The 17,018-nt window shown below is 53.5% G+C and carries 19 protein-coding genes; 9 read left to right on the top strand and 10 right to left on the bottom strand.

Translation table 11 applies throughout. The features are described from left to right. Positions 1-199 precede the first annotated feature (199 nt). Complete coding sequence (locus NDI52_RS05860; RefSeq protein ID WP_190771113.1) at positions 200-787, top strand: NAD(P)H-dependent oxidoreductase; 588 nt, start codon at positions 200-202, stop codon at positions 785-787. Positions 788-1,046: 259 nt separating this feature from the next. Here NDI52_RS05860 and NDI52_RS05855 read toward each other — a convergent pair whose 3' ends face one another. Beyond that, positions 1,047-2,174 (bottom strand): DegT/DnrJ/EryC1/StrS family aminotransferase, encoded by a 1,128-nt coding sequence (locus NDI52_RS05855; protein WP_347280042.1) that lies wholly within the window; start codon positions 2,172-2,174, stop codon positions 1,047-1,049. Positions 2,175-2,331: 157 nt separating this feature from the next. On the opposite strand from NDI52_RS05855, the gene NDI52_RS05850 reads away from it, so the two are divergent. Next, positions 2,332-2,637 (top strand): hypothetical protein, encoded by a 306-nt coding sequence (locus tag NDI52_RS05850; RefSeq protein ID WP_190771112.1) that lies wholly within the window; start codon positions 2,332-2,334, stop codon positions 2,635-2,637. A 135-nt stretch (positions 2,638-2,772) separates the two neighbouring features. Next, entirely contained in the window at positions 2,773-3,552 is a 780-nt protein-coding gene (gene fetB, locus NDI52_RS05845) for an iron export ABC transporter permease subunit FetB (RefSeq protein ID WP_347280041.1), read from the top strand. Positions 3,553-3,664: 112 nt separating this feature from the next. Here fetB and NDI52_RS05840 read toward each other — a convergent pair whose 3' ends face one another. Then, on the bottom strand, positions 3,665-5,530 hold the full coding sequence (locus NDI52_RS05840) for a hypothetical protein (protein ID WP_190771110.1): 1,866 nt from the start codon (positions 5,528-5,530) through the stop codon (positions 3,665-3,667). A 275-nt stretch (positions 5,531-5,805) separates the two neighbouring features. Here NDI52_RS05840 and NDI52_RS05835 point away from each other — a divergent pair, with 275 nt between their 5' ends. Beyond that, the gene (locus tag NDI52_RS05835; RefSeq protein WP_190771109.1) at positions 5,806-6,516 is read left to right on the top strand and encodes a response regulator transcription factor; all 711 of its coding nucleotides are present in this window, start codon (positions 5,806-5,808) and stop codon (positions 6,514-6,516) included. A gap of 181 nt (positions 6,517-6,697) precedes the next feature. Here the strand turns inward: NDI52_RS05835 and NDI52_RS05830 are convergent, their stop codons facing one another. Then, positions 6,698-7,117, bottom strand: a complete 420-nt coding sequence (locus NDI52_RS05830; protein ID WP_242045890.1) for a cytochrome c — start codon at positions 7,115-7,117, stop codon at positions 6,698-6,700. A gap of 567 nt (positions 7,118-7,684) precedes the next feature. Between NDI52_RS05830 and petG the strand changes: the two genes are divergently transcribed. Further along, positions 7,685-7,798 (top strand): cytochrome b6-f complex subunit V, encoded by a 114-nt coding sequence (petG, locus tag NDI52_RS05825; RefSeq protein ID WP_190431032.1) that lies wholly within the window; start codon positions 7,685-7,687, stop codon positions 7,796-7,798. Positions 7,799-7,890: 92 nt separating this feature from the next. On the opposite strand, the gene rsmD is transcribed toward petG, so the two are convergent. Continuing rightward, entirely contained in the window at positions 7,891-8,460 is a 570-nt protein-coding gene (gene rsmD, locus NDI52_RS05820) for a 16S rRNA (guanine(966)-N(2))-methyltransferase RsmD (RefSeq protein ID WP_190771108.1), read from the bottom strand. Between the two features lie 110 nt (positions 8,461-8,570). Then, on the bottom strand, positions 8,571-9,215 hold the full coding sequence (gene hisH / locus NDI52_RS05815) for an imidazole glycerol phosphate synthase subunit HisH (protein ID WP_190771107.1): 645 nt from the start codon (positions 9,213-9,215) through the stop codon (positions 8,571-8,573). Positions 9,216-9,292: 77 nt separating this feature from the next. On the opposite strand from hisH, the gene NDI52_RS05810 reads away from it, so the two are divergent. Beyond that, entirely contained in the window at positions 9,293-9,523 is a 231-nt protein-coding gene (locus NDI52_RS05810) for a hypothetical protein (RefSeq protein WP_348250379.1), read from the top strand. Here the strand turns inward: NDI52_RS05810 and NDI52_RS05805 are convergent. Continuing rightward, the gene (locus tag NDI52_RS05805) at positions 9,513-9,905 is read right to left on the bottom strand and encodes a DUF1232 domain-containing protein (protein WP_190771105.1); all 393 of its coding nucleotides are present in this window, start codon (positions 9,903-9,905) and stop codon (positions 9,513-9,515) included. The two genes, NDI52_RS05810 and NDI52_RS05805, sit on opposite strands and share 11 nt — an antisense overlap. Positions 9,906-10,077: 172 nt before the next feature. On the opposite strand from NDI52_RS05805, the gene NDI52_RS05800 reads away from it, so the two are divergent. The 3 genes from NDI52_RS05800 to NDI52_RS05790 all read left to right on the top strand — a co-directional run bounded on the left by NDI52_RS05800 (position 10,078) and on the right by NDI52_RS05790 (position 12,671). Continuing rightward, positions 10,078-11,067 (top strand): glycosyltransferase, encoded by a 990-nt coding sequence (locus tag NDI52_RS05800; RefSeq protein ID WP_190771104.1) that lies wholly within the window; start codon positions 10,078-10,080, stop codon positions 11,065-11,067. Between the two features lie 362 nt (positions 11,068-11,429). Continuing rightward, the gene (gene lipA / locus NDI52_RS05795; protein WP_190771103.1) at positions 11,430-12,374 is read left to right on the top strand and encodes a lipoyl synthase; all 945 of its coding nucleotides are present in this window, start codon (positions 11,430-11,432) and stop codon (positions 12,372-12,374) included. Positions 12,375-12,551: 177 nt separating this feature from the next. After that, the gene (locus NDI52_RS05790; protein ID WP_190771102.1) at positions 12,552-12,671 is read left to right on the top strand and encodes a photosystem I protein PsaX; all 120 of its coding nucleotides are present in this window, start codon (positions 12,552-12,554) and stop codon (positions 12,669-12,671) included. 456 nt (positions 12,672-13,127) lie between these two features. Here NDI52_RS05790 and NDI52_RS05785 read toward each other — a convergent pair whose 3' ends face one another. From NDI52_RS05785 to NDI52_RS05770, 4 genes are all read right to left on the bottom strand, one after another. Beyond that, on the bottom strand, positions 13,128-13,994 hold the full coding sequence (locus NDI52_RS05785) for a branched-chain amino acid ABC transporter permease (protein WP_190771101.1): 867 nt from the start codon (positions 13,992-13,994) through the stop codon (positions 13,128-13,130). 247 nt (positions 13,995-14,241) lie between these two features. Next, the gene (locus tag NDI52_RS05780; RefSeq protein WP_190771100.1) at positions 14,242-15,168 is read right to left on the bottom strand and encodes a DUF6734 family protein; all 927 of its coding nucleotides are present in this window, start codon (positions 15,166-15,168) and stop codon (positions 14,242-14,244) included. Continuing rightward, complete coding sequence (locus NDI52_RS05775; protein WP_190771099.1) at positions 15,165-16,667, bottom strand: IPT/TIG domain-containing protein; 1,503 nt, start codon at positions 16,665-16,667, stop codon at positions 15,165-15,167. Before NDI52_RS05775 ends, NDI52_RS05780 begins: the two co-directional genes overlap by 4 nt. Beyond that, a complete protein-coding gene (locus tag NDI52_RS05770) occupies positions 16,660-16,989 on the bottom strand; it encodes a hypothetical protein (protein ID WP_190771098.1) in 330 nt (109 codons plus the stop codon). The genes NDI52_RS05775 and NDI52_RS05770 overlap by 8 nt, the downstream gene beginning before the upstream one ends. Positions 16,990-17,018: the final 29 nt, after the last annotated feature.

The following is a 17,018-nucleotide window of genomic DNA, read 5'->3' as shown; positions in this document are numbered from 1 at the left end:
CGCCAAAATGAGCGTTTTCGAGTGCCGCGCAACGCGCGGCACTCGAAAACGCCCTTAACCCGAACTCAGGTTAGGAAAATTGTGTGGTTGTATTGGAGCTTCTGATACAGAAAATAAATCCTAACTTCCTTCTTAAGAATGTGCAGAGAGATTCACTCCGATTTTTATAATCGGGGGCAGTGTCAAGAAATTTTCTGTTATGAGTGATACCCCTCGAATTTTGGCGTTTTCAGGCAGCGCCCGGAAAGAGTCATTGAATAAGCGTCTGGTGCAAATTGCCGCCAATGGGGCGAGAACTGCGGGAGCCGAGGTGACCTATTTGGATTTTCGGGATCTGCCGTTGCCACTGTATGACGAGGATCTGGAAAAGGAGCGGGGAATTCCTGAGAATGTGTTCAAGCTGAAGGAGTTAATGAAATCCCACCAGGGTTTTCTCATTTCTTCACCCGAATACAACAGCTCGGTAACACCGTTGCTGAAGAATGCCATTGATTGGGCATCTCGCCCCACAGACGGTGAGCCGCCCCTTTCCTTAACCGCTTTTACGGATAAGGTCGCGGGATTGATGAGTGCCTCTCCAGGCGGATTGGGTGGATTGCGGGGGTTGATTCATTTGCGATCAATTCTCGGTAACATTCGTGTTCTGGTCTTGCCAGACCAGGTTGCGGTCACGAAAGCTTATGAAGCCTTTAATCCAGATGGAACCTTGAAAGATCCTCAGCAACAGAAGTTGGTTGAAGAAATTGGGGTGAAGGTTGCAACCGTTGCCGCCAAGTTAAACGGGTAACCGGTTATGTTTGAAAAGCCTTCTGCATGGCTTTTCAAACATAAAAGACTTACGCAGTTGTGGTGTGGGTGGGTGCTTCGCACCCCACCCACACCACAACTGCACTACGAATAGGGGACTTGCGTTAGTCCTGAAATAATTAATCTGAGTTCGGGTTAAGGGAGGTTTTCGTGTGCGCTTCTCGCACACCAAATGGGCACTTCAGCTTATCCCGAACTGAGGTTCATTAAGGCTATATCCATGGATGAGATTGGCCCAATTAATCCAACAGGCTCCCTTTCAGCACATAGTAGATGTGCTCCTGTTCCTCGGCGGTCAGCTCAGGAAACATCGGTAGGGAGAGCACTTCCTGGGCTACTTGCTCCGTGACGGGTAGTTGGCCCGGGGTGTAGTTGAGATGCTGATAAACCGATTGCTGGTGGAGCGGAACGGGATAGTAGATCATGGAGCTGACGCCCTGGTCTTGAAGCTGCTGGCGCAGGCGATCGCGCCGTCCCTCTTTCCCCTCGCTCAACACGCGGATGGTGTATTGGTTCCAAACACTGCGTCCACCTACGGTATTCGCCGGAGGAACAATGCCAGGTAGGTGGCTGAGTAACTCGTGATAGCGATGAGCGATCGCATCCCGTTGCCAGTTGAACCCCTCCAGGTACCGCAGCTTGACTCGAAGCACAGCGGCCTGCACCGCATCCAACCGACTGTTGATGCCGATGGCTTCGTGGTAGTAGCGGGCGCGACTGCCATGCTCTTTTAGGATACGGATGCGATCGGCGATCTCGGGGTCCTGGGTTGTAATCGCTCCCCCATCGCCAGCACCCCCCAGGTTTTTGGTGGGGAAGAAGCTGAAGCACCCGATGAGCCCGATGCTACCGACTTTTTGTCCATCCCAACAGGCTCCTGTAGCCTGGGCACAGTCTTCGATCACCGGAAGTTGATGGGATTGGGCGATCGCCATCAGCCGGGTCATATCTGCCGGACGACCAAACAGGTGAACCGGCATGATCGCTTTGGTGCGGGAGGTAATGGCGACCTCAACGGCCGTGGGGTCGATGTTAAACGAATCCGCCTCGATATCGACAAAGACCGGCGTAGCCCCAACGGCACTAATGGTTTCGGCAGTGGCGAAGAAGCTGAAAGGCGTGGTGATCACTTCATCCCCTGGGCCAATGTTGAGGGCGCGTAGGGCCAGGTAGAGCGCGTCAGTACCGGAGTTACAGCCAACGCAATAGGCTGTGCCGGTGTAAGCAGCAAATTCTTCTTCAAAGGCCTGAACAATAGGGCTATTAATATACTTGCCCGAAGCCAGAACCTCCAGCACAGTGCTACTCAGTTCATCACCAATAATTCGATATTGCCGGGTCAGATCAAAGGGGGGAATAAAATTCACGCCAATTTACCAATAACGAGGACGTTCACCCAATCCTGGAATTTGCCTGGATTGTGACCTGGTCACCCATGGGAGCTGGGGGCAAGGGGCGGGTTAGATTCATGGAATTCTTCTCGCCCATCGGGTAATCCCTCGCTATATTCCCAGATTTGGCGCATTGACGTATCTCCTGGGTGGACAGTTTCAGGTGCCAGTTTTCCAACTGGCAGTTTTATCCTTCACTTATAGGTTCTACGGCACAGGGGTTCAGCAATTCTCATTTTGGATTGATGTTCTAGGCGGTGGGGTGAAAGGGGCACGAGGTGCCCCTTTCACCCCATCCCCATCCACTTTGAGTGGACGGGCTTTTGTAGGTGAGGTGGGCAAAAACTACCTCACCTACAAAAGTGCAGCAATTCTCATTTTGAAATCCAACCCGAAAATAGCCCGCCGAAGGCGGGCTATTTTCGGGTTTCAAAGCTGAGAGTTCGTGCCCTTCGGGCACAAACTCTCAGCTTTGAAACCCATACTGAGAATTGCTGACAAAAGTGGGATGCACTTGACGCATCTCCCTGTGGAATTGGTATACTCGCGTCTCGCAAGGGTGTGGAGGCATAGGGTGGAGGAAACAATCCAACTCGATTTGGCGCGGCTGGGGTGGGCTTTGGGCTTAATGGTCATCGCTGTGGGGCTCTCTCTGTGGCAACACCTGGGCCTCGAATGGAAGCTGGGAGTTGCTACGGGACGTACCATTGTTCAACTATTGGCAGTGGGGTACTTTCTGGCGGTCGCCTTCAGTATCCAAAACTCCTGGCTGGTGCTGGCAATTATTGGGGTCATGATGTTTACGGCGACGGTGGTGGCCCGTAACCGGATTAGCCGCAAGCTCCCCCAGCTCTTACCCTTACTTGGTGGAGTGCTGTTCTGCACCACAACTCTGACTCTGGCCTATGTTCACCTGTTGGTGATTCGTCCCCAACCCTGGTTTGATCCTCAATACCTGATTCCCCTGGCCGGCATTCTGTTAGGAAATGCGATGAATGCAGCGGCGATCGCCGGGGAACGCCTGGTCACCAATCTCAACAGTAGCCAAATAGAAATTGAAACACACCTGAGCCTCGGTGCTACCCCTGCTCAAGCAACGCAGCAGTACCGTAACGATGCGATTCAGGCGGGCTTAATTCCCATCCTGAATGCCATGACGGTCATTGGTATCGTCACCCTTCCCGGCATTATTACCGGGCAAATACTGGCCGGGGCTGATCCCTTCAATGCCGCCCTCTATCAAATGCTGATTATGTTCATGCTGGCATTTGTAGATTTACTCGCCAGCCTGCTGGTGACCCAAGGTATCTACCGGCAGTTTTTTAATGGGGCAGCCCAATTTACACGCCATTAGTCAGAACTTACACATTTGTGTTGGGTGTGCTTCGCACGCCCAACACAAATGTGCCAAATATGGTGGGCGCGTAAGCCCTGAATTTGTGCCGTATCTGGTACAGCACAAAATCCTATCGGTTCAACTGGGGTACAAATCCATTCATCTGCGGATCATAAATCCCAAAGAGATTTCCTTCGGCTTCGTAAAGCTCGATCGGAGCGTTGCTGAACTCTCCTACGGAGGCGATCGCCTGTAGTAGTGGATTCATATAGCTCATGCGAGTGGTATCGTCGAGCGGAGCACCAGAATTGGCCATAGCCTGGTCGAGCGCCTGTTCATAGGCTCGGGTCATGCGGACTTGTACCCGATTATCAACAGGTTCGTAGGTACAGGCGCGGGGCTGACCCCCGCAGAGGGGATCCAGTTCTTGAAGTGCGGCTTGAAGGGCGCTGGAAACCCGCAGACGTTCCTGAGCATTGGTCAAAGCTGCCTGGTAGGAGGCCTTAAGAGATTGCCCCCGCTCAAAGGCGGTGCTGCCTTTTTCTAGCTGCTGGAGTTGGGCTAAGGCCAGTTGCCACTGTGCGACCGCTTCTCCCCATTGATTGCGGCGTTCAGCGGCCTGGGCAGCCGTTGCGAGGGCGATCGCGCGGTCGTAGCGATTGTTGGCTTGGCCTTCTAACCGCAGACGATCTTCTGCGGCCTGTAACTGAGGACGGTAGAGTTCTGACAGTTGCAGCGCTTCGGCATAGGCCATTGTTCCATTGGGGACCTGAGCCAATATTGCCAGCACCGACTGCCAGGTGGCCCGTATGCGCTCCAACCCTTCATCAGATTGGGCGATGCTTTGTCGTGTTTCAGCTTCTTTCGCGGCTTTGCGAGCCATCGTGACCCGCTCCTGGGCCTCCACTTCGCGCCGAATGCGAAGATCAATCTGGCCTAAATTAGCCCGATACTCCTTGAGCTTATATTGCGCCAAATCATGGACGGGGCTGTTTTGGGGGACGTTCTCGAGTTGGGCGATCGCGGCCCGCCAACCCTGTTGCACCTCACGCCATACAGAGAGGGGATGGGGCGGGTTTTGGCTTTTGACGGCGGCCTGCATAGCTAAACGCTGAGCCAGTACCACCCGTTCTAGTTTTTGGGCATCGATCTCATAGGTGTTCAGCAATCCCTGAGCCACTTCGTAGTGGGGTGACCAGGAGGGAATGCGAGCCAGTAGATAACTCGCCTCCACCAAAGACTCATAAGCAGCGACCACATCCTGGGCCGACTTCCCAGCGGTCATCTTCTCAGAGGCGGTGGTTTGTAACTGTTGGGCCGTGTCCAGGGCAGTGCAACGGCCTACAACGCAGGGCCGTGTCAGGGCGTAGGTTCCACCAACGGTCAGCATGGCGGCAGCGGCGATCGCTCCCGCTACTACCATACGAGGAATTCGCACCCGCTTCCAGGGCAACCGCCACCGCACCGGAATTTCTGTGGCTTCAACATCGACCACCTCCAGCCGCGGTTCATCCGTGGGGGTCGGTAATACTGTTAAGAATGCCGGGCTTGCCAAGGCTGGGGATTCTGGCAGATCAGACTGGGGATCTGTCGAAATGGGATGAATTGCCGGGGATGGAGAAAAGGGTGGAATGCCTGTAGTGGGAGCGGAAGCAATCCCATCGCTGGAAAAGACCGAGTCCCAGGCCATTCGGTAAAAGCCATAGGGCTCTATCTCACCTAGCCGCCGTACATAGAAGTGGACGGCATAGAGGTCGGGCGATCGCGCCATCCAAGCTTGAATACTTGGCTCTTGCCGCATAGCCATTTCTAGAACTTTGAAGACCAGCGACTGATTGACGCGCTCTTGAGGCGCATGCTGCACTGCCACCAACAATTTTCCTTCCTTTGCCGCGCATTGCACAGGCCAGTGCAAGCTCTCAGGCAAGACGGCCCGCAGGTTCTCTTGCAACTGTTTCTCTAGACTACGCAATTCAGAAAATTGAGTTGTCGTCATCGCCCCTCCCTGTCCCCTGAGTCTGATGGAACACGCCGACGCAAACGAATCTTCGCAAGTCTAGCAGACTTGTTTACCTATCTCCCAGCGCATTAAAGAACCTCCTCCTGTCAAAGCCTAAAGCCTTCGTATTGCAGCGTAGTATCTACAACATGAAGGCTTTGAGCTTTGGTAGATACCCGATAATGCCATTCGGAAACCCCTTATTTAAGAACACGTCTTCCTTTGCTAGCATACGTTCAGCAACGGCCTCAAGGGCTAAAGTTACCAGAGCCATGGATATTCTGATTGTTGAAGATGAAGCTGAGATTGCTCAATTGATTCAGCTTTATTTGGAAAAAGAAGGGTTTACCTGTCGTGCCTGTCGCGATGGCCTTAGTGCTGTGCAACTGTTCCATGAGGTGAAGCCGGACCTCATCATTTTGGATCTAATGTTACCCGGGCTGGATGGGTTAGAGGTTTGTGCGCGCATTCGTCAAAAACCTGGTGCAAAGGATCCCTACATCCTGATGCTGACGGCCAAAGGGGATGAGATGGATCGGATTATCGGCTTATCCACTGGAGCTGATGATTACATGGTGAAACCTTTTAGCCCCCGCGAATTGGTCGCTCGGGTGCGGGCACTGCTACGGCGTAATTTGCGCCAGGGTGGGCAGTCTCACACCTACCAGACGCCACACTTTACGGTGGATTTAGACCAGCGGTTGGCCCAACGTCATCTGCTGTCGCAAGAGATTGAGGCACTAGATTTGACAACTCTGGAATTTGACCTGTTGGCTACCTTTGTCAGTTACCCCGGTCGCGTTTGGAACCGGGCTCAGTTGATTGAAAAGCTCTGGGGCAGTGACTTCTTTGGGGATGAACGGGTGGTAGACACTCATATTGCTCGGCTGCGCAAGAAGATTGAGCCGGACCCTTCTAACCCCGTCTTTGTTAAAACTGTGATCGGCGTAGGTTATCGCTTCGAAGATTCGAGTAGTGCTTGATGCCCATTGCACTCAAGTATAAAAATCTAGGCCAAATAGCTTGTACGCGAGGGAGAACGGAGCAAAGCCCTGCCCATATATAAGTAATGCACTAGACCTGACAAAAATATGTAAGTCCCTTAAGTAAGCTACCTCAGCATCGCTAGATGGCTTACTTAAAGGATTACGGGTCATTAAACTTTTATAGCGTTTCGAGAAATTTAAGCAGATCGGCCATATCTTGGGGAGTGGGTTGAAATTGAGGCATGGGTGGCGTGCGGCCACTTACAACCTGACGAATCAGCCCAACCTTAGACTTACGCGAAGAGACGTTCTGTAAACTGGGCCCAACTTCCCCTTTGCCATAAGCACCATGGCAAGTGGCACAGTTCATTAGAAAAATCTCCGTACCCCGTCTGGCATCGCCATGCAGCGACAAAACATCCCGCGCATAGGGATCAGCGCGGTCAACAAAATGGATTCCGGCGATCGTAATACTGACAATGGCCAGAATCCCAAAGAGAACGGACATCACTTGCCGGATGGGAAAGGATGACGAAGATGCCACGCTTTCGGCCCGGTTGTCCATTACCTGTTGTTTATCCAAGAGTTCTCTAGTCAAAGCCAGGTGGGTGGAGTGTTTCTCAATCTATAACTTAGATTAAGGTTTTTTGCATAGCATGAGGAGATTACACAGATTTATTTAATATGTGTACGGCCTCATCCATTGGGCAGAGATTCCGCAAAGCTGTCAAAACAACTGGTTTTTGGAGCCTGATAAGGCGTATTTTGGGCTTTTGCCGTTTTATCAGTGCCTTCAATTTTCTATTTTAAGCTATGCCTTTATATAGATATCTCTGTTAACTGTGTCGGTGTGTGAAGTATTGGCGTAAAGAACTCTTGCGGATCTAAAGTTCTGTAACGTCTGCCATTTCAGGATAGGGGCTAAGCTGCGAAGCATTTTCCCCTAGGTCTGGAACTCGACAGCAGTTCTCATTATGAGCTTCAAAGCCAAGATTACGCGCCCGTCAGGCGCGCAATCTTGGCTTTGAAGCCCGAAAACCGCTTGCCTTCGGCAAGCGGTTTTCGGGCTTAATTCCATACTGAGAATTGCTGGGAACTCGAAGGCTCCATTTTCTCGATGAGCATCTTGCTATAAGATCAAGGTGATTCTTAAGGAGAGCATACTGTGGTCGAACCCTTACTTTCTGGTATCGTTCTGGGGCTGATTCCCATCACGCTGGCAGGGCTGTTTGTTGCGGCTTACCTGCAATACCGTCGTGGTAACCAGCTTGGCCTGTAAGCCTCTGGTTTGCAATCTGTATTTAAAAAGCGCCAGGGCGATCGCCCCGGCGCTTTTGTTTTGGAAGGTACTCCACTGTGAGGCGTACTTCTTTATGGGCTGTCCAGAGCAAAAAAAGTGACCGCAGTATTGCCATAAACTTTCTCCCGGCATACCGCCAGGGGCATTACTTGTGCCAGTAACTCCGCCCAGGCTTCCTTTGACCAGCGTTTGGGCTCATGCTCTACGGCTAATTCCCCATCGGGAGCCAGCAGGTGGTCTCGACCAATAATTTGAAGGACGGGCAGATAGAGCTCGCTGGCATAGGGTGGGTCAAAGTAGATGCGATCGAAGCTTTGCCCTTTCAGGGTTGGCAGCTTTTGCACAACATCCCCCCGTAGCAGTCGAAATCGTTGCCCAGATTGGGCAATGCGCTGCCAGTTTTCGGTAATCACTGTGCAGGCTTTTGCTGATTGTTCAATGCCCACCACTTCAGCGGCCTCTCGACCCAGGGCTTCTGCACCCATGGCTCCGATGCCACTACACAGATCCAGCCAGCGGCACCCTGGAATGGCTCCCTGCCAGATGTTGAATAGCGCTTCCCGTACTCGTGCCGGAGTTGGACGGGTTGCCTGCCCCGGTAACGTTTTGAGAGGGCGGTTCCCGTAGACGCGCAAACTCATGGATTTAGAAATAGGGGTCTAAAGACAGAATTGATGTTTCGTGTGCATAGAACACGAAACATCAATGGTTTCAAGATTGTTTCTCGTCCGCAAAGCGCACAAAAAACGAGTTAGGAGGCAACCCCCGCAAGCTGTTTCTGCTGCACCAGCGTTACGAAATTGGCGAGAATTTTCAGACCTGTCGTCGAGGATTTCTCAGGGTGGAATTGGGCGGCCATCAGGTTGTCGCGGGCGATCGCTGCCGTCACCGTTTGGCTGCCATGGGTAACGGTTGCCGCAACGACGACTGGATCTGTTGGGTCGGCATAGAAGGAATGTACGAAGTACACCCAGGGGTTAGGTAGCTCCTGCCATAGGGTCAGATCCGACTGCACTACTTGCAGTGGGTTCCAGCCCATATGGGGAATCGTAATTCCGGGTTCTGGGCGGAAGCGTCGTACCATGCCAGGCACAATACCCAGACCTGCTTCGCGTCCCTCTTCGCTGCCTTCTAGAAGAATTTGCAGACCCAGGCAGATACCCAGGAAAGGCTTGCCACTAGCAATGACGTCACGGATAGGATGGATTAGATCGCGCGATCGCAAATGCTGAATCGCTGGGTCAAATGCTCCCACGCCAGGTAGCACAACCGCATCGGCTTGCTCTAGATCGCGGGCCACGTCAGTTACCAGGGTTGTGGCACCCGCCTTCTCCAATCCTTTGCAGGCCGAATGCAGGTTTCCCATGTCATAGTCCACCACTGCAATTCGCACCATGTTTCCAGTCCTCCGCCTGTGTAGCAGAACATTATCACTATAACGTTGAGCGTGTTGATTCAGCGCTACTGCCGGTGATGTTTCAAGCCTGTGGACAGGATGCGGGGAAAGGGGCACGAAGTGCCCCTTTCCCATCTGCCCTGAATCACGGTAGTTCTCCTGATGAGCTTAAAGCCCTGAAACAGCCTATCGAAGGTAGGCTATTTCGGGGCTTCATTCCAAAACGAGAGTTGCTGCTTAATCAACACGCTCACGCAGATGTGATGACGGGGACACGGAGCATCCCTTCCGGCAGCATTAATCGATAGTGATGACGCGAATGGGATCATCGGTTGGCATGGGCTCCTCTTCTTCAGGAAGCTCTTCTCCAAACCAATCGACCACTTTTTGATGAGCGGTCTCTTTGATTTCCGGGGTGATAGCCATTGCGACGGTGGCTAGAGCGGCGGCCAGGGTGCCCAGATCATCGGCGAACCCAGCGATTGGAGTGACATCGGGGATGGCATCCATCGGCAGAACAAAATAGGCCAGTGCGGAATAGATGACTGTTTTGGCCCAGAGAGGTGTTTCAGGTCGTTGGGCGGCAAAATACAGAGTCAACGCTTTTTCCACCACTTCACGTCCCGCTTTGGTGGCAAAGCGAGTCAGCTTGTTCCAAAACTGCTTATCCGAAAAGACCGCCTTAGTCATAGTTGAGTGGACTTGCAACGTATTCTCCAACTCTAGCGTGAGGAATTTTATCTGGGGGGACGGGATGGCCGATCCAATCAGGTAGGGAAACCGTGATCACCTCCCCGCTCAATCAGGGAACACTGAGGAAAATACCTACTCATGCAACATCGTGCATCAGGAGAAGAACCCTGTGAGTGAGATTGGCGTAGTCGCCATTGGGCGTAATGAGGGCGATCGCCTGCAGCAGTGTCTGAAGTCGGTCATCGGTCGAGTTCGGCAGGTGGTGTATGTAGACTCGGGCTCAACGGATGGCAGTGTCAAGATGGCGCGCAACCTGGGCGCTGATGTGGTGGATCTGGATCTCTCCATTCCTTTTACGGCAGCTCGGGCTCGTAATGCCGGGCTGGAACGATTGCTGACCCTCTGTCCTGATTTGACCTATGTGCAATTCGTCGACGGGGATTGCGAGGTCGTTGAGGGCTGGCTCGAAACCGCACAACAAGCTTTAGACACGAACCCTGAGTGGGCGGTCGTCTGCGGTCGCCGTCGCGAACGCTTCCCGGAACAGACGATTTACAACAGGCTTTGTGACATTGAGTGGAACACTCCCGTTGGGGAGGCGAAAGCCTGTGGTGGCGATGCCTTGATGCGGATTGTGACGGTGCAAAAAGCAGGCGGTTACAATCCCGCTCTGATTGCTGGAGAGGAACCCGAACTGTGTGTGCGGCTCCGACAGCAGGGCTGGAAGATTTACCGCCTGGATGCGGAGATGACCCTGCACGATGCCCAGATGACACGATTTGGGCAGTGGTGGAAGCGATCGCTGCGGGCAGGCCATGCCTATGCAGAAGGCTCTTCCTTGCATGGTCAGCCACCGGAGCGGCATTGGGTGAGGGAAACGCGCAGCAATTGGCTGTGGGGATTAGTGATTCCCGGCGGGGCGATCGCATTGGCCTTCTTGACCCATGGTCTGAGCCTGGTACTACTGTTGGGCTATGGCTTAATGGTTTACAAGATTTACCGCTATATGCAGAGCACTGGGCTATCCAACAGCGATGCAGCACTGTATGCGGGTTCCTGCGTTTTGGGCAAATTTCCGAATGTGTTGGGGCAGCTCCAGTTTTATCGCAATCGCCTGCTGGGTAAGACCAGCCGCTTGATCGAATACAAAGGGCCTTAGACAAAGCTCGTCAGCGCTTCCAGAATCTGTTTTAGAGAATGTTTTTTGTGCGTGAGGCGCACAAAAAACATTCTTGCTAGCGGCTTTACAGCACGCTTTTGCTAGCAGTGCAACTCCAACTTACAGTTGTATAGCGCTATGCATCCGGAACTAGGACAGTTTAACTTTTGAAAAACTGCGCTCCGTGTAGCTTCTCAAAAACTAAACGTCCTAACCAGATCAACTCAGGCTGTAGCCCACCATGCAATGCTGCATGTTGCTCACCTAAAATCTTCAAAAATATTAGACTGGTTCTGACATTTGACACCGCTTCACGTTAAACAGCGATAGATTGACAGGAAGACAAAAACCTAGTCTGCTCCATGACTCCCCCTGATTCCATTTCCACTGGCAACGCCTCTTCTGGTGTTAGCGAAGCGCCGCACGAAAAGCGCCCTACCCTGGTGCAATTGCCTGCCTGGTTACGTCGGCCTATCGGTAAGGCCAGCGAATTGTCAACGGTACAACAAATTATCAAGCAGCGGCAAATCCACACGATTTGTGAGGAAGGGCGTTGTCCCAATCGGGGCGAGTGCTATGCCAGCGGGACTGCAACGTTTCTGCTGATGGGGCCGACCTGTACGCGCTCTTGTGCTTTTTGTCAGGTGGATAAGGGGCATGCACCGATGCCTCTCGACCCGCAGGAACCTCAGAAAGTGGCAGAAGCAGTGCAGCTCCTAGGCTTGCGTTATGTGGTCCTGACCTCTGTGGCACGGGATGACCTGGCAGATGGAGGTGCCAACTGGTTTGTGCAAACTATGGAAGCCATTCGCCAGGTTAATCCAGCGACTCAGGTCGAAGTGTTAACTCCCGATTTTTGGGGTGGATTGTCAGGCGAAGCGGGTCAGCGGAAGCGAGTGACCCAGGTAGTTACTGCAAACCCTGCCTGCTATAACCACAATGTGGAAACGGTAAAACGGCTGCAGGGCGTGGTGCGTCGGGGCGCTAAGTATGAGCGATCGCTCCATGTCCTTGCCATCGTGAAGGAACTGAACCCTACGATTCCCACCAAATCTGGTCTGATGCTGGGCCATGGCGAAACTGAGACTGAAATCGTTGAAGCTCTGCAAGATCTGCGAACGGTAGGGTGCGATCGCCTCACTTTAGGCCAGTACATGCGCCCCTCACTGGATCACCTGCCGGTGCAGAAGTATTGGGCACCCGAGGAGTTTGAGCACCTGGGGGCGATCGCTCGGGATATGGGCTTTTCCCATGTGCGATCGGGACCATTGGTGCGGAGCTCTTACCATGCTGGTGAAGAGGCGTAATCATCCGTCCAGATTTGTAGATAGGAGCACACTTAGCTTGCGCCCATCTACAGAGCAGTTGCCAGGCAAAATTATTCCAAAATATTGAGTTTTGTCTGTGAGCGTAGCAATGGGTACAGGTTGGTTAATAATGGCGACAGAGGTTCACGGTTGAATTGATTTTTAAGGACAATCGCAATGACTTCCAAACAAGCACAAACTAAGAAGCCCCCTTATACTTTCCGCGCTGGCTGGGCCTTGCTGCTCCTGGCTATTAACTTCCTCGTGGCGGCTTATTATTTTGGAATTATTCAATAATCCTTTTGGATTAACGAATGCCTTTGTTTCCCCTGGATCTCTGCTCTGGGGGATTTTTTTGCTTTCTACGGAATCTCAGTTTGAGCTGACGGTGTTTTCGAGGGCGGCGCTTCGTGCCGTTCTTGAAAACGCCCATTTTGCGTGCTAACGCGCGCAAAATGGGCACTTCGGCTTATTTTGAATTTGGGTTACTGAAATTAGGTGAGTAGCACGAATGGCACTGACATAAGCTGGGATGCTTGCATAAACCTGGCTTGGGGGCGCGTCGCCCCCCAAACCCCCCGACTGGGGGGACGGCTGCCCGTCCCCCCAGACCCCCCTCGGCAAGGAGGTTTTGCATAGGAGGTGTCAGGTCGCTTCGCTTTGCTGGGGTTTTGAAGCAGACCCCGGCCTTTCTCTAACGTAGGTTTGGGCTTATTTCAGTGCCATTTGTGGGTGGCACCCATTTCACAAAGACTACATTGTGCCTCTAAAAATCCCCTGGGGTCGGATCAACAGCACGGCTACCATCAGCACCAGGGCTACTGCCAGCTTGTATTCTGCTGAGAACAGGTAGGTGCTAAGTTCTTGGGCAATGCCGATGACGTAGGAGCCGGCGATCGCCCCATAGGGATTGCCAATACCCCCCAGAATCACCGACGCAAACATGGGCAGAATCAGGAACCATCCCATGTCGGGACGGACGGCTGTAATCAGTCCATACATGGAGCCTGCAATAGAGGTGAGTCCTGCGGCCAGAATCCATGTCCAGATCACGACTTGATCGACATTAATGCCGGTCACTCGCGCCAGGTCAACGTTATCGGCGACCGCGCGCATCGCTTTGCCGACCTTGGTGTGCTGTAACAGGTAGTGCATCCCCAGCATGGCGACGATCGCCAAACCCACCACAATAATCCGAGTCATCGTGATACGGATGCCACCGAGGTTGAGGGCCGCTAGCACGGGCAAATCGTACTGCTGGTTAGCGGCTCCCCAGGCCAGAATGATGCCGTTGCGGAGGAACAGGGCGAGGCCGATCGAAATGATGATTAAGGTCGTAGATGAGGCGCGGCGATCGCGCATGGGCGACCATATGATTTTTTCGAGGAGCAGGGCGACGGCGATCGTCAACAATGCACCTACGACCGTCGCTAGCCAGATGTTGATCCCCAGCGCATTGGCTGTCCATGTGAAATAGGCACCCAGGGCCATCAAGTCCCCGTGGGCAAAATTTGCCAGTCGTAAAATGCCATAGGTTAAGGTTAATCCCACGGCTGCCAGGGCAATAATGCTGCCCACGGCCACCCCATTGACTAATGTTTGGATAAGCTGTTGATCCATCGGCTAACTCCATTTGGCCCCAATCTTTGTAGCCTATCAGAATTAAACTCAAACGGATTTTGTGAGCGGAGAAGCTCACATACTGAAACCTTTGTGGTAGGGATATGGCATACAACGTCCCTATCGCATAGGTTTTAGCGCGATAGCAAAAGCTAGTAGCCTGCGGCCTAAGTTCGCAACCTATGTTTTGTGTGGGGTGCTTCGCACCCCACACAAAACATAGGTGATGGATTTCCGCCTCAGCGTACTAGTCTAGGTGAGCAACGTATTGCAAACACCGTTCGTATTGCTCGGGGTAGTCTCGAGCGACGCGTTGTTCTAGGCGGTGGGCGATCGCCACGTCATGCTTAGCATTGCCGATTAGATGGGTGTAGCCCAGTTGCTGGGGTTGTTCTTCTGAAAAGGCCGATTCAGGGGTGGCAAACAGACACTCCATGGCAACGCCGGGAAAGGGGGTGTTGGGGTGTTGCCGGTGATAGTTCACGCAGGCCGCTAGAAAGTATTGCTCAATCAGCAGGCAATCCCCTGGCTTATTGTCCATGTGCTCAAAGGCAGCTTGGTTGCGGGGGTGGGTGGCGATTTGTAGCGCCAGGTCGGCATAGTGCCGAATAAAATCTACCTGGGTGCCGCCAAAAATGCCGCAGCAGTAGGCCCGGTTAGAGCGTTGCACAAGATAGGCGTGCCATTCGTCGGGTAGCCATCCGCCCGTCTGTCTGACGCGCTGATCAAAGATCTCAGGTCGGTACCACCAGCAGGTGGCGTCATGTTCTCCAAACACAAAGTATTCGGGGTTTTGGGTGAGCACGGGGGCCGTGGCCAGATCCGGGGGCAATGCCTTCCAGAGAAACACGTCGCTGTCTACATGGATGAACGGATGGCTCTGGCTGCGATAGGCCCACAGCTTGCCGAGAACCCACCAATCTGGGTCCTGATCATGCAGAGCGTTTAACTCCGTAGAGACGGCGTCAAATTGTAGCCCCAGTCCATCCACCAGCATCTGTGCGCCTTCGTCGTCCGTGATCAGAGCGGTTTCGGGATAGTGCTTGCGGGCTGTTTCCAGGGAGAGAATCCAGGCCAGTAAATGGTGCTTTTCGCTGAGCCAGATGGTTTGTCGATGGGCCCGGAAGGGTTTTGTCCAGAAGGACCAGACCGAGCGGGTAATGGATGGGCTCATAGCAAGTTCCCTCCGATCGCCTGTCCAGAACCGTAATAGCTGCTGCTGAGGATGGTGAAGGAATCTTGTGTGGTAACGGTTCCAACGGAGGTTTGTACCGTAATTGAGGTGGTCCGGGGAGAGATGGAAGGGACGCGGACGACAATTTGCGTTGCGCTGGTACTGATAATCGCGGCTTGAACCGTGCCAAACAGAACCATGGGGCTTCCCTGGTTGAAGTTGCGGCCTTGAAGGGTGATGCGATCGCCCGGTCTTCCCGATTTGGGAGTGAATTGGTTGGGGGGTGAATTGAATTCGGGCGGGGGTGGCAGGGCAGGCTGCACCACAAACTCCAGCATGAACCGATTATTAGTGGGCGACTGATCCTGTAGCGTGTTGTCAGGGTCAATGATGACGCTGACCCAGTAGGTGCCAGGTGCCGTGAAGGCCGCCGTAAACTCCAGGGATGGATCGGTAGAGGTTTCCTGGGCTTTTAATGGGCCGTGGAGATAGTTCTCCTGAATGATAGTTCTGGGGAGTGTGGGGAAATCATCGTCAACTGGGCGAGCTTGCAAACTGTATTCGATGGGGGGTTGCCCAGAGGTGGTCGTCACGATCCAACGGACGGGGATGTTGGGGATACTGAGGGTGCCCTGGTTGATTAGAGTTGCCTGGAAGGCGATCGCCTGCTGCACCCGGAGAACCCCTGGAGTTTTCAGGGTGATGGTTTGCACCACCAGATCCACGACATGGGCTCGCCAGGGTTTGGTGTTGGTGCGCTGGTCGTTCACTTTGGCGATCACACTACCACTGCCAGTGACGCTCCTGGGCATCTCCACCGTCAGTCGGGTACTGGTACGCTGAATCATCCTCGCCAGCCGATCTTGAAAGTAGACTTCTACAGTATCTTCAGGGGTTCCAAGGTTGCCCCCATCGATTACCACAATGCTGCCAGCAGGGCCGCTTTCGGGCTGAATATCCGAGATAAACGGCCACTGTCGCCACAGGCGCAACCGGGCTTCATCCACTCCGGCTTTGAGCGACACTTCTGTCAGCATGGCCGGGGTTTGGGTCGCACCATACAGGTCGTTGACCGAATGAATGCCTACCGTTCTGAGTCGTTGAATTTCGCTCTCCTGAATATCAGGCAGCGTATTTAACGGTTCCAGTTCATCGGTTTCCAGGTCGACAGATTTGCGCGTTTCCTGCACCTGGGTATCGAGGGCAGGGGTAAACCCTAGCTTCAGTACCGTCGCTCCCGAGTGCCCTGGAGCCGTGGTGCGAAACAGGAGGCGACCATTCGGGTCACGGCGCACGTCCACCTGGAGATCCAGATTGAGTTGGTTCACCATCATCGATAGGCGACGGTTTTGCGACTTGAGGATTAAGGTGTCCTGGGCCTGATCCAGCTCAGCGGTGACCAGTTGGATGAGTTCAGACAATTCCCACTCTTCGTTGGGGAGGGCAGGGGAATCGTTAGGGGTGAGGGAGCGATCGCGATCTTCCACAGGGCTACGCACCGGGGTAAAACGTCAGGGTCATTCTAAAACGGCTTAAGCCTGTTGCCGACTTGGGCACTAGGGGTGATGGCAGGGTTGTCATCAGGCGGGGGTTAGTGCCGGTGTCAGCTTGATCAGGCGAGACGTGGAAATGGACGGGAATCTCCACGGTAATCTCATCCAGATTGAGATGGGGCCAGGGAGTGTTGGGAGGTGGGGAAGGCAGGGAGGATTCGGCCAGGAGTTCCGCCAGAACATCGGGGGGAGGGTCGTAGGTGGCAGGGATGTCGGCGATCGCCCCCACGGTCAGTTCCACCAAATTGCGAAAGGAAATCGAAGGCATTGTGCTGCGGAGAGGTCGTGTGGTTGTAG

The organism is Leptolyngbya sp. PL-A3 (assembly GCF_039962325.1).
In the GTDB taxonomy this organism is placed as follows: Bacteria; Cyanobacteriota; Cyanobacteriia; order Elainellales; family Elainellaceae; genus Vacuolonema.
Note: the sequence above shows the minus strand (reverse complement) of the source record. Positions and strands in the feature narration are given on the sequence as shown.

What these genes read in the sequence shown, in the direction of transcription:
- NDI52_RS05840 (WP_190771110.1), bottom strand. Translation starts at nt 5,530, where the DNA reads ATGACGACAACTCAATTTTCTGAATTGCGTAGTCTAGAGAAACAGTTG.
- NDI52_RS05785 (WP_190771101.1), bottom strand. Translation starts at nt 13,994, where the DNA reads ATGGATCAACAGCTTATCCAAACATTAGTCAATGGGGTGGCCGTGGGC.
- lipA (WP_190771103.1), top strand. Translation starts at nt 11,430, where the DNA reads ATGACTCCCCCTGATTCCATTTCCACTGGCAACGCCTCTTCTGGTGTT.
- hisH (WP_190771107.1), bottom strand. Translation starts at nt 9,215, where the DNA reads ATGGTGCGAATTGCAGTGGTGGACTATGACATGGGAAACCTGCATTCG.
- NDI52_RS05770 (WP_190771098.1), bottom strand. Translation starts at nt 16,989, where the DNA reads ATGCCTTCGATTTCCTTTCGCAATTTGGTGGAACTGACCGTGGGGGCG.
- NDI52_RS05780 (WP_190771100.1), bottom strand. Translation starts at nt 15,168, where the DNA reads ATGAGCCCATCCATTACCCGCTCGGTCTGGTCCTTCTGGACAAAACCC.
- NDI52_RS05860 (WP_190771113.1), top strand. Translation starts at nt 200, where the DNA reads ATGAGTGATACCCCTCGAATTTTGGCGTTTTCAGGCAGCGCCCGGAAA.
- NDI52_RS05810 (WP_348250379.1), top strand. Translation starts at nt 9,293, where the DNA reads ATGTTTCAAGCCTGTGGACAGGATGCGGGGAAAGGGGCACGAAGTGCC.
- NDI52_RS05805 (WP_190771105.1), bottom strand. Translation starts at nt 9,905, where the DNA reads ATGACTAAGGCGGTCTTTTCGGATAAGCAGTTTTGGAACAAGCTGACT.
- NDI52_RS05835 (WP_190771109.1), top strand. Translation starts at nt 5,806, where the DNA reads ATGGATATTCTGATTGTTGAAGATGAAGCTGAGATTGCTCAATTGATT.
- NDI52_RS05790 (WP_190771102.1), top strand. Translation starts at nt 12,552, where the DNA reads ATGACTTCCAAACAAGCACAAACTAAGAAGCCCCCTTATACTTTCCGC.
- rsmD (WP_190771108.1), bottom strand. Translation starts at nt 8,460, where the DNA reads ATGAGTTTGCGCGTCTACGGGAACCGCCCTCTCAAAACGTTACCGGGG.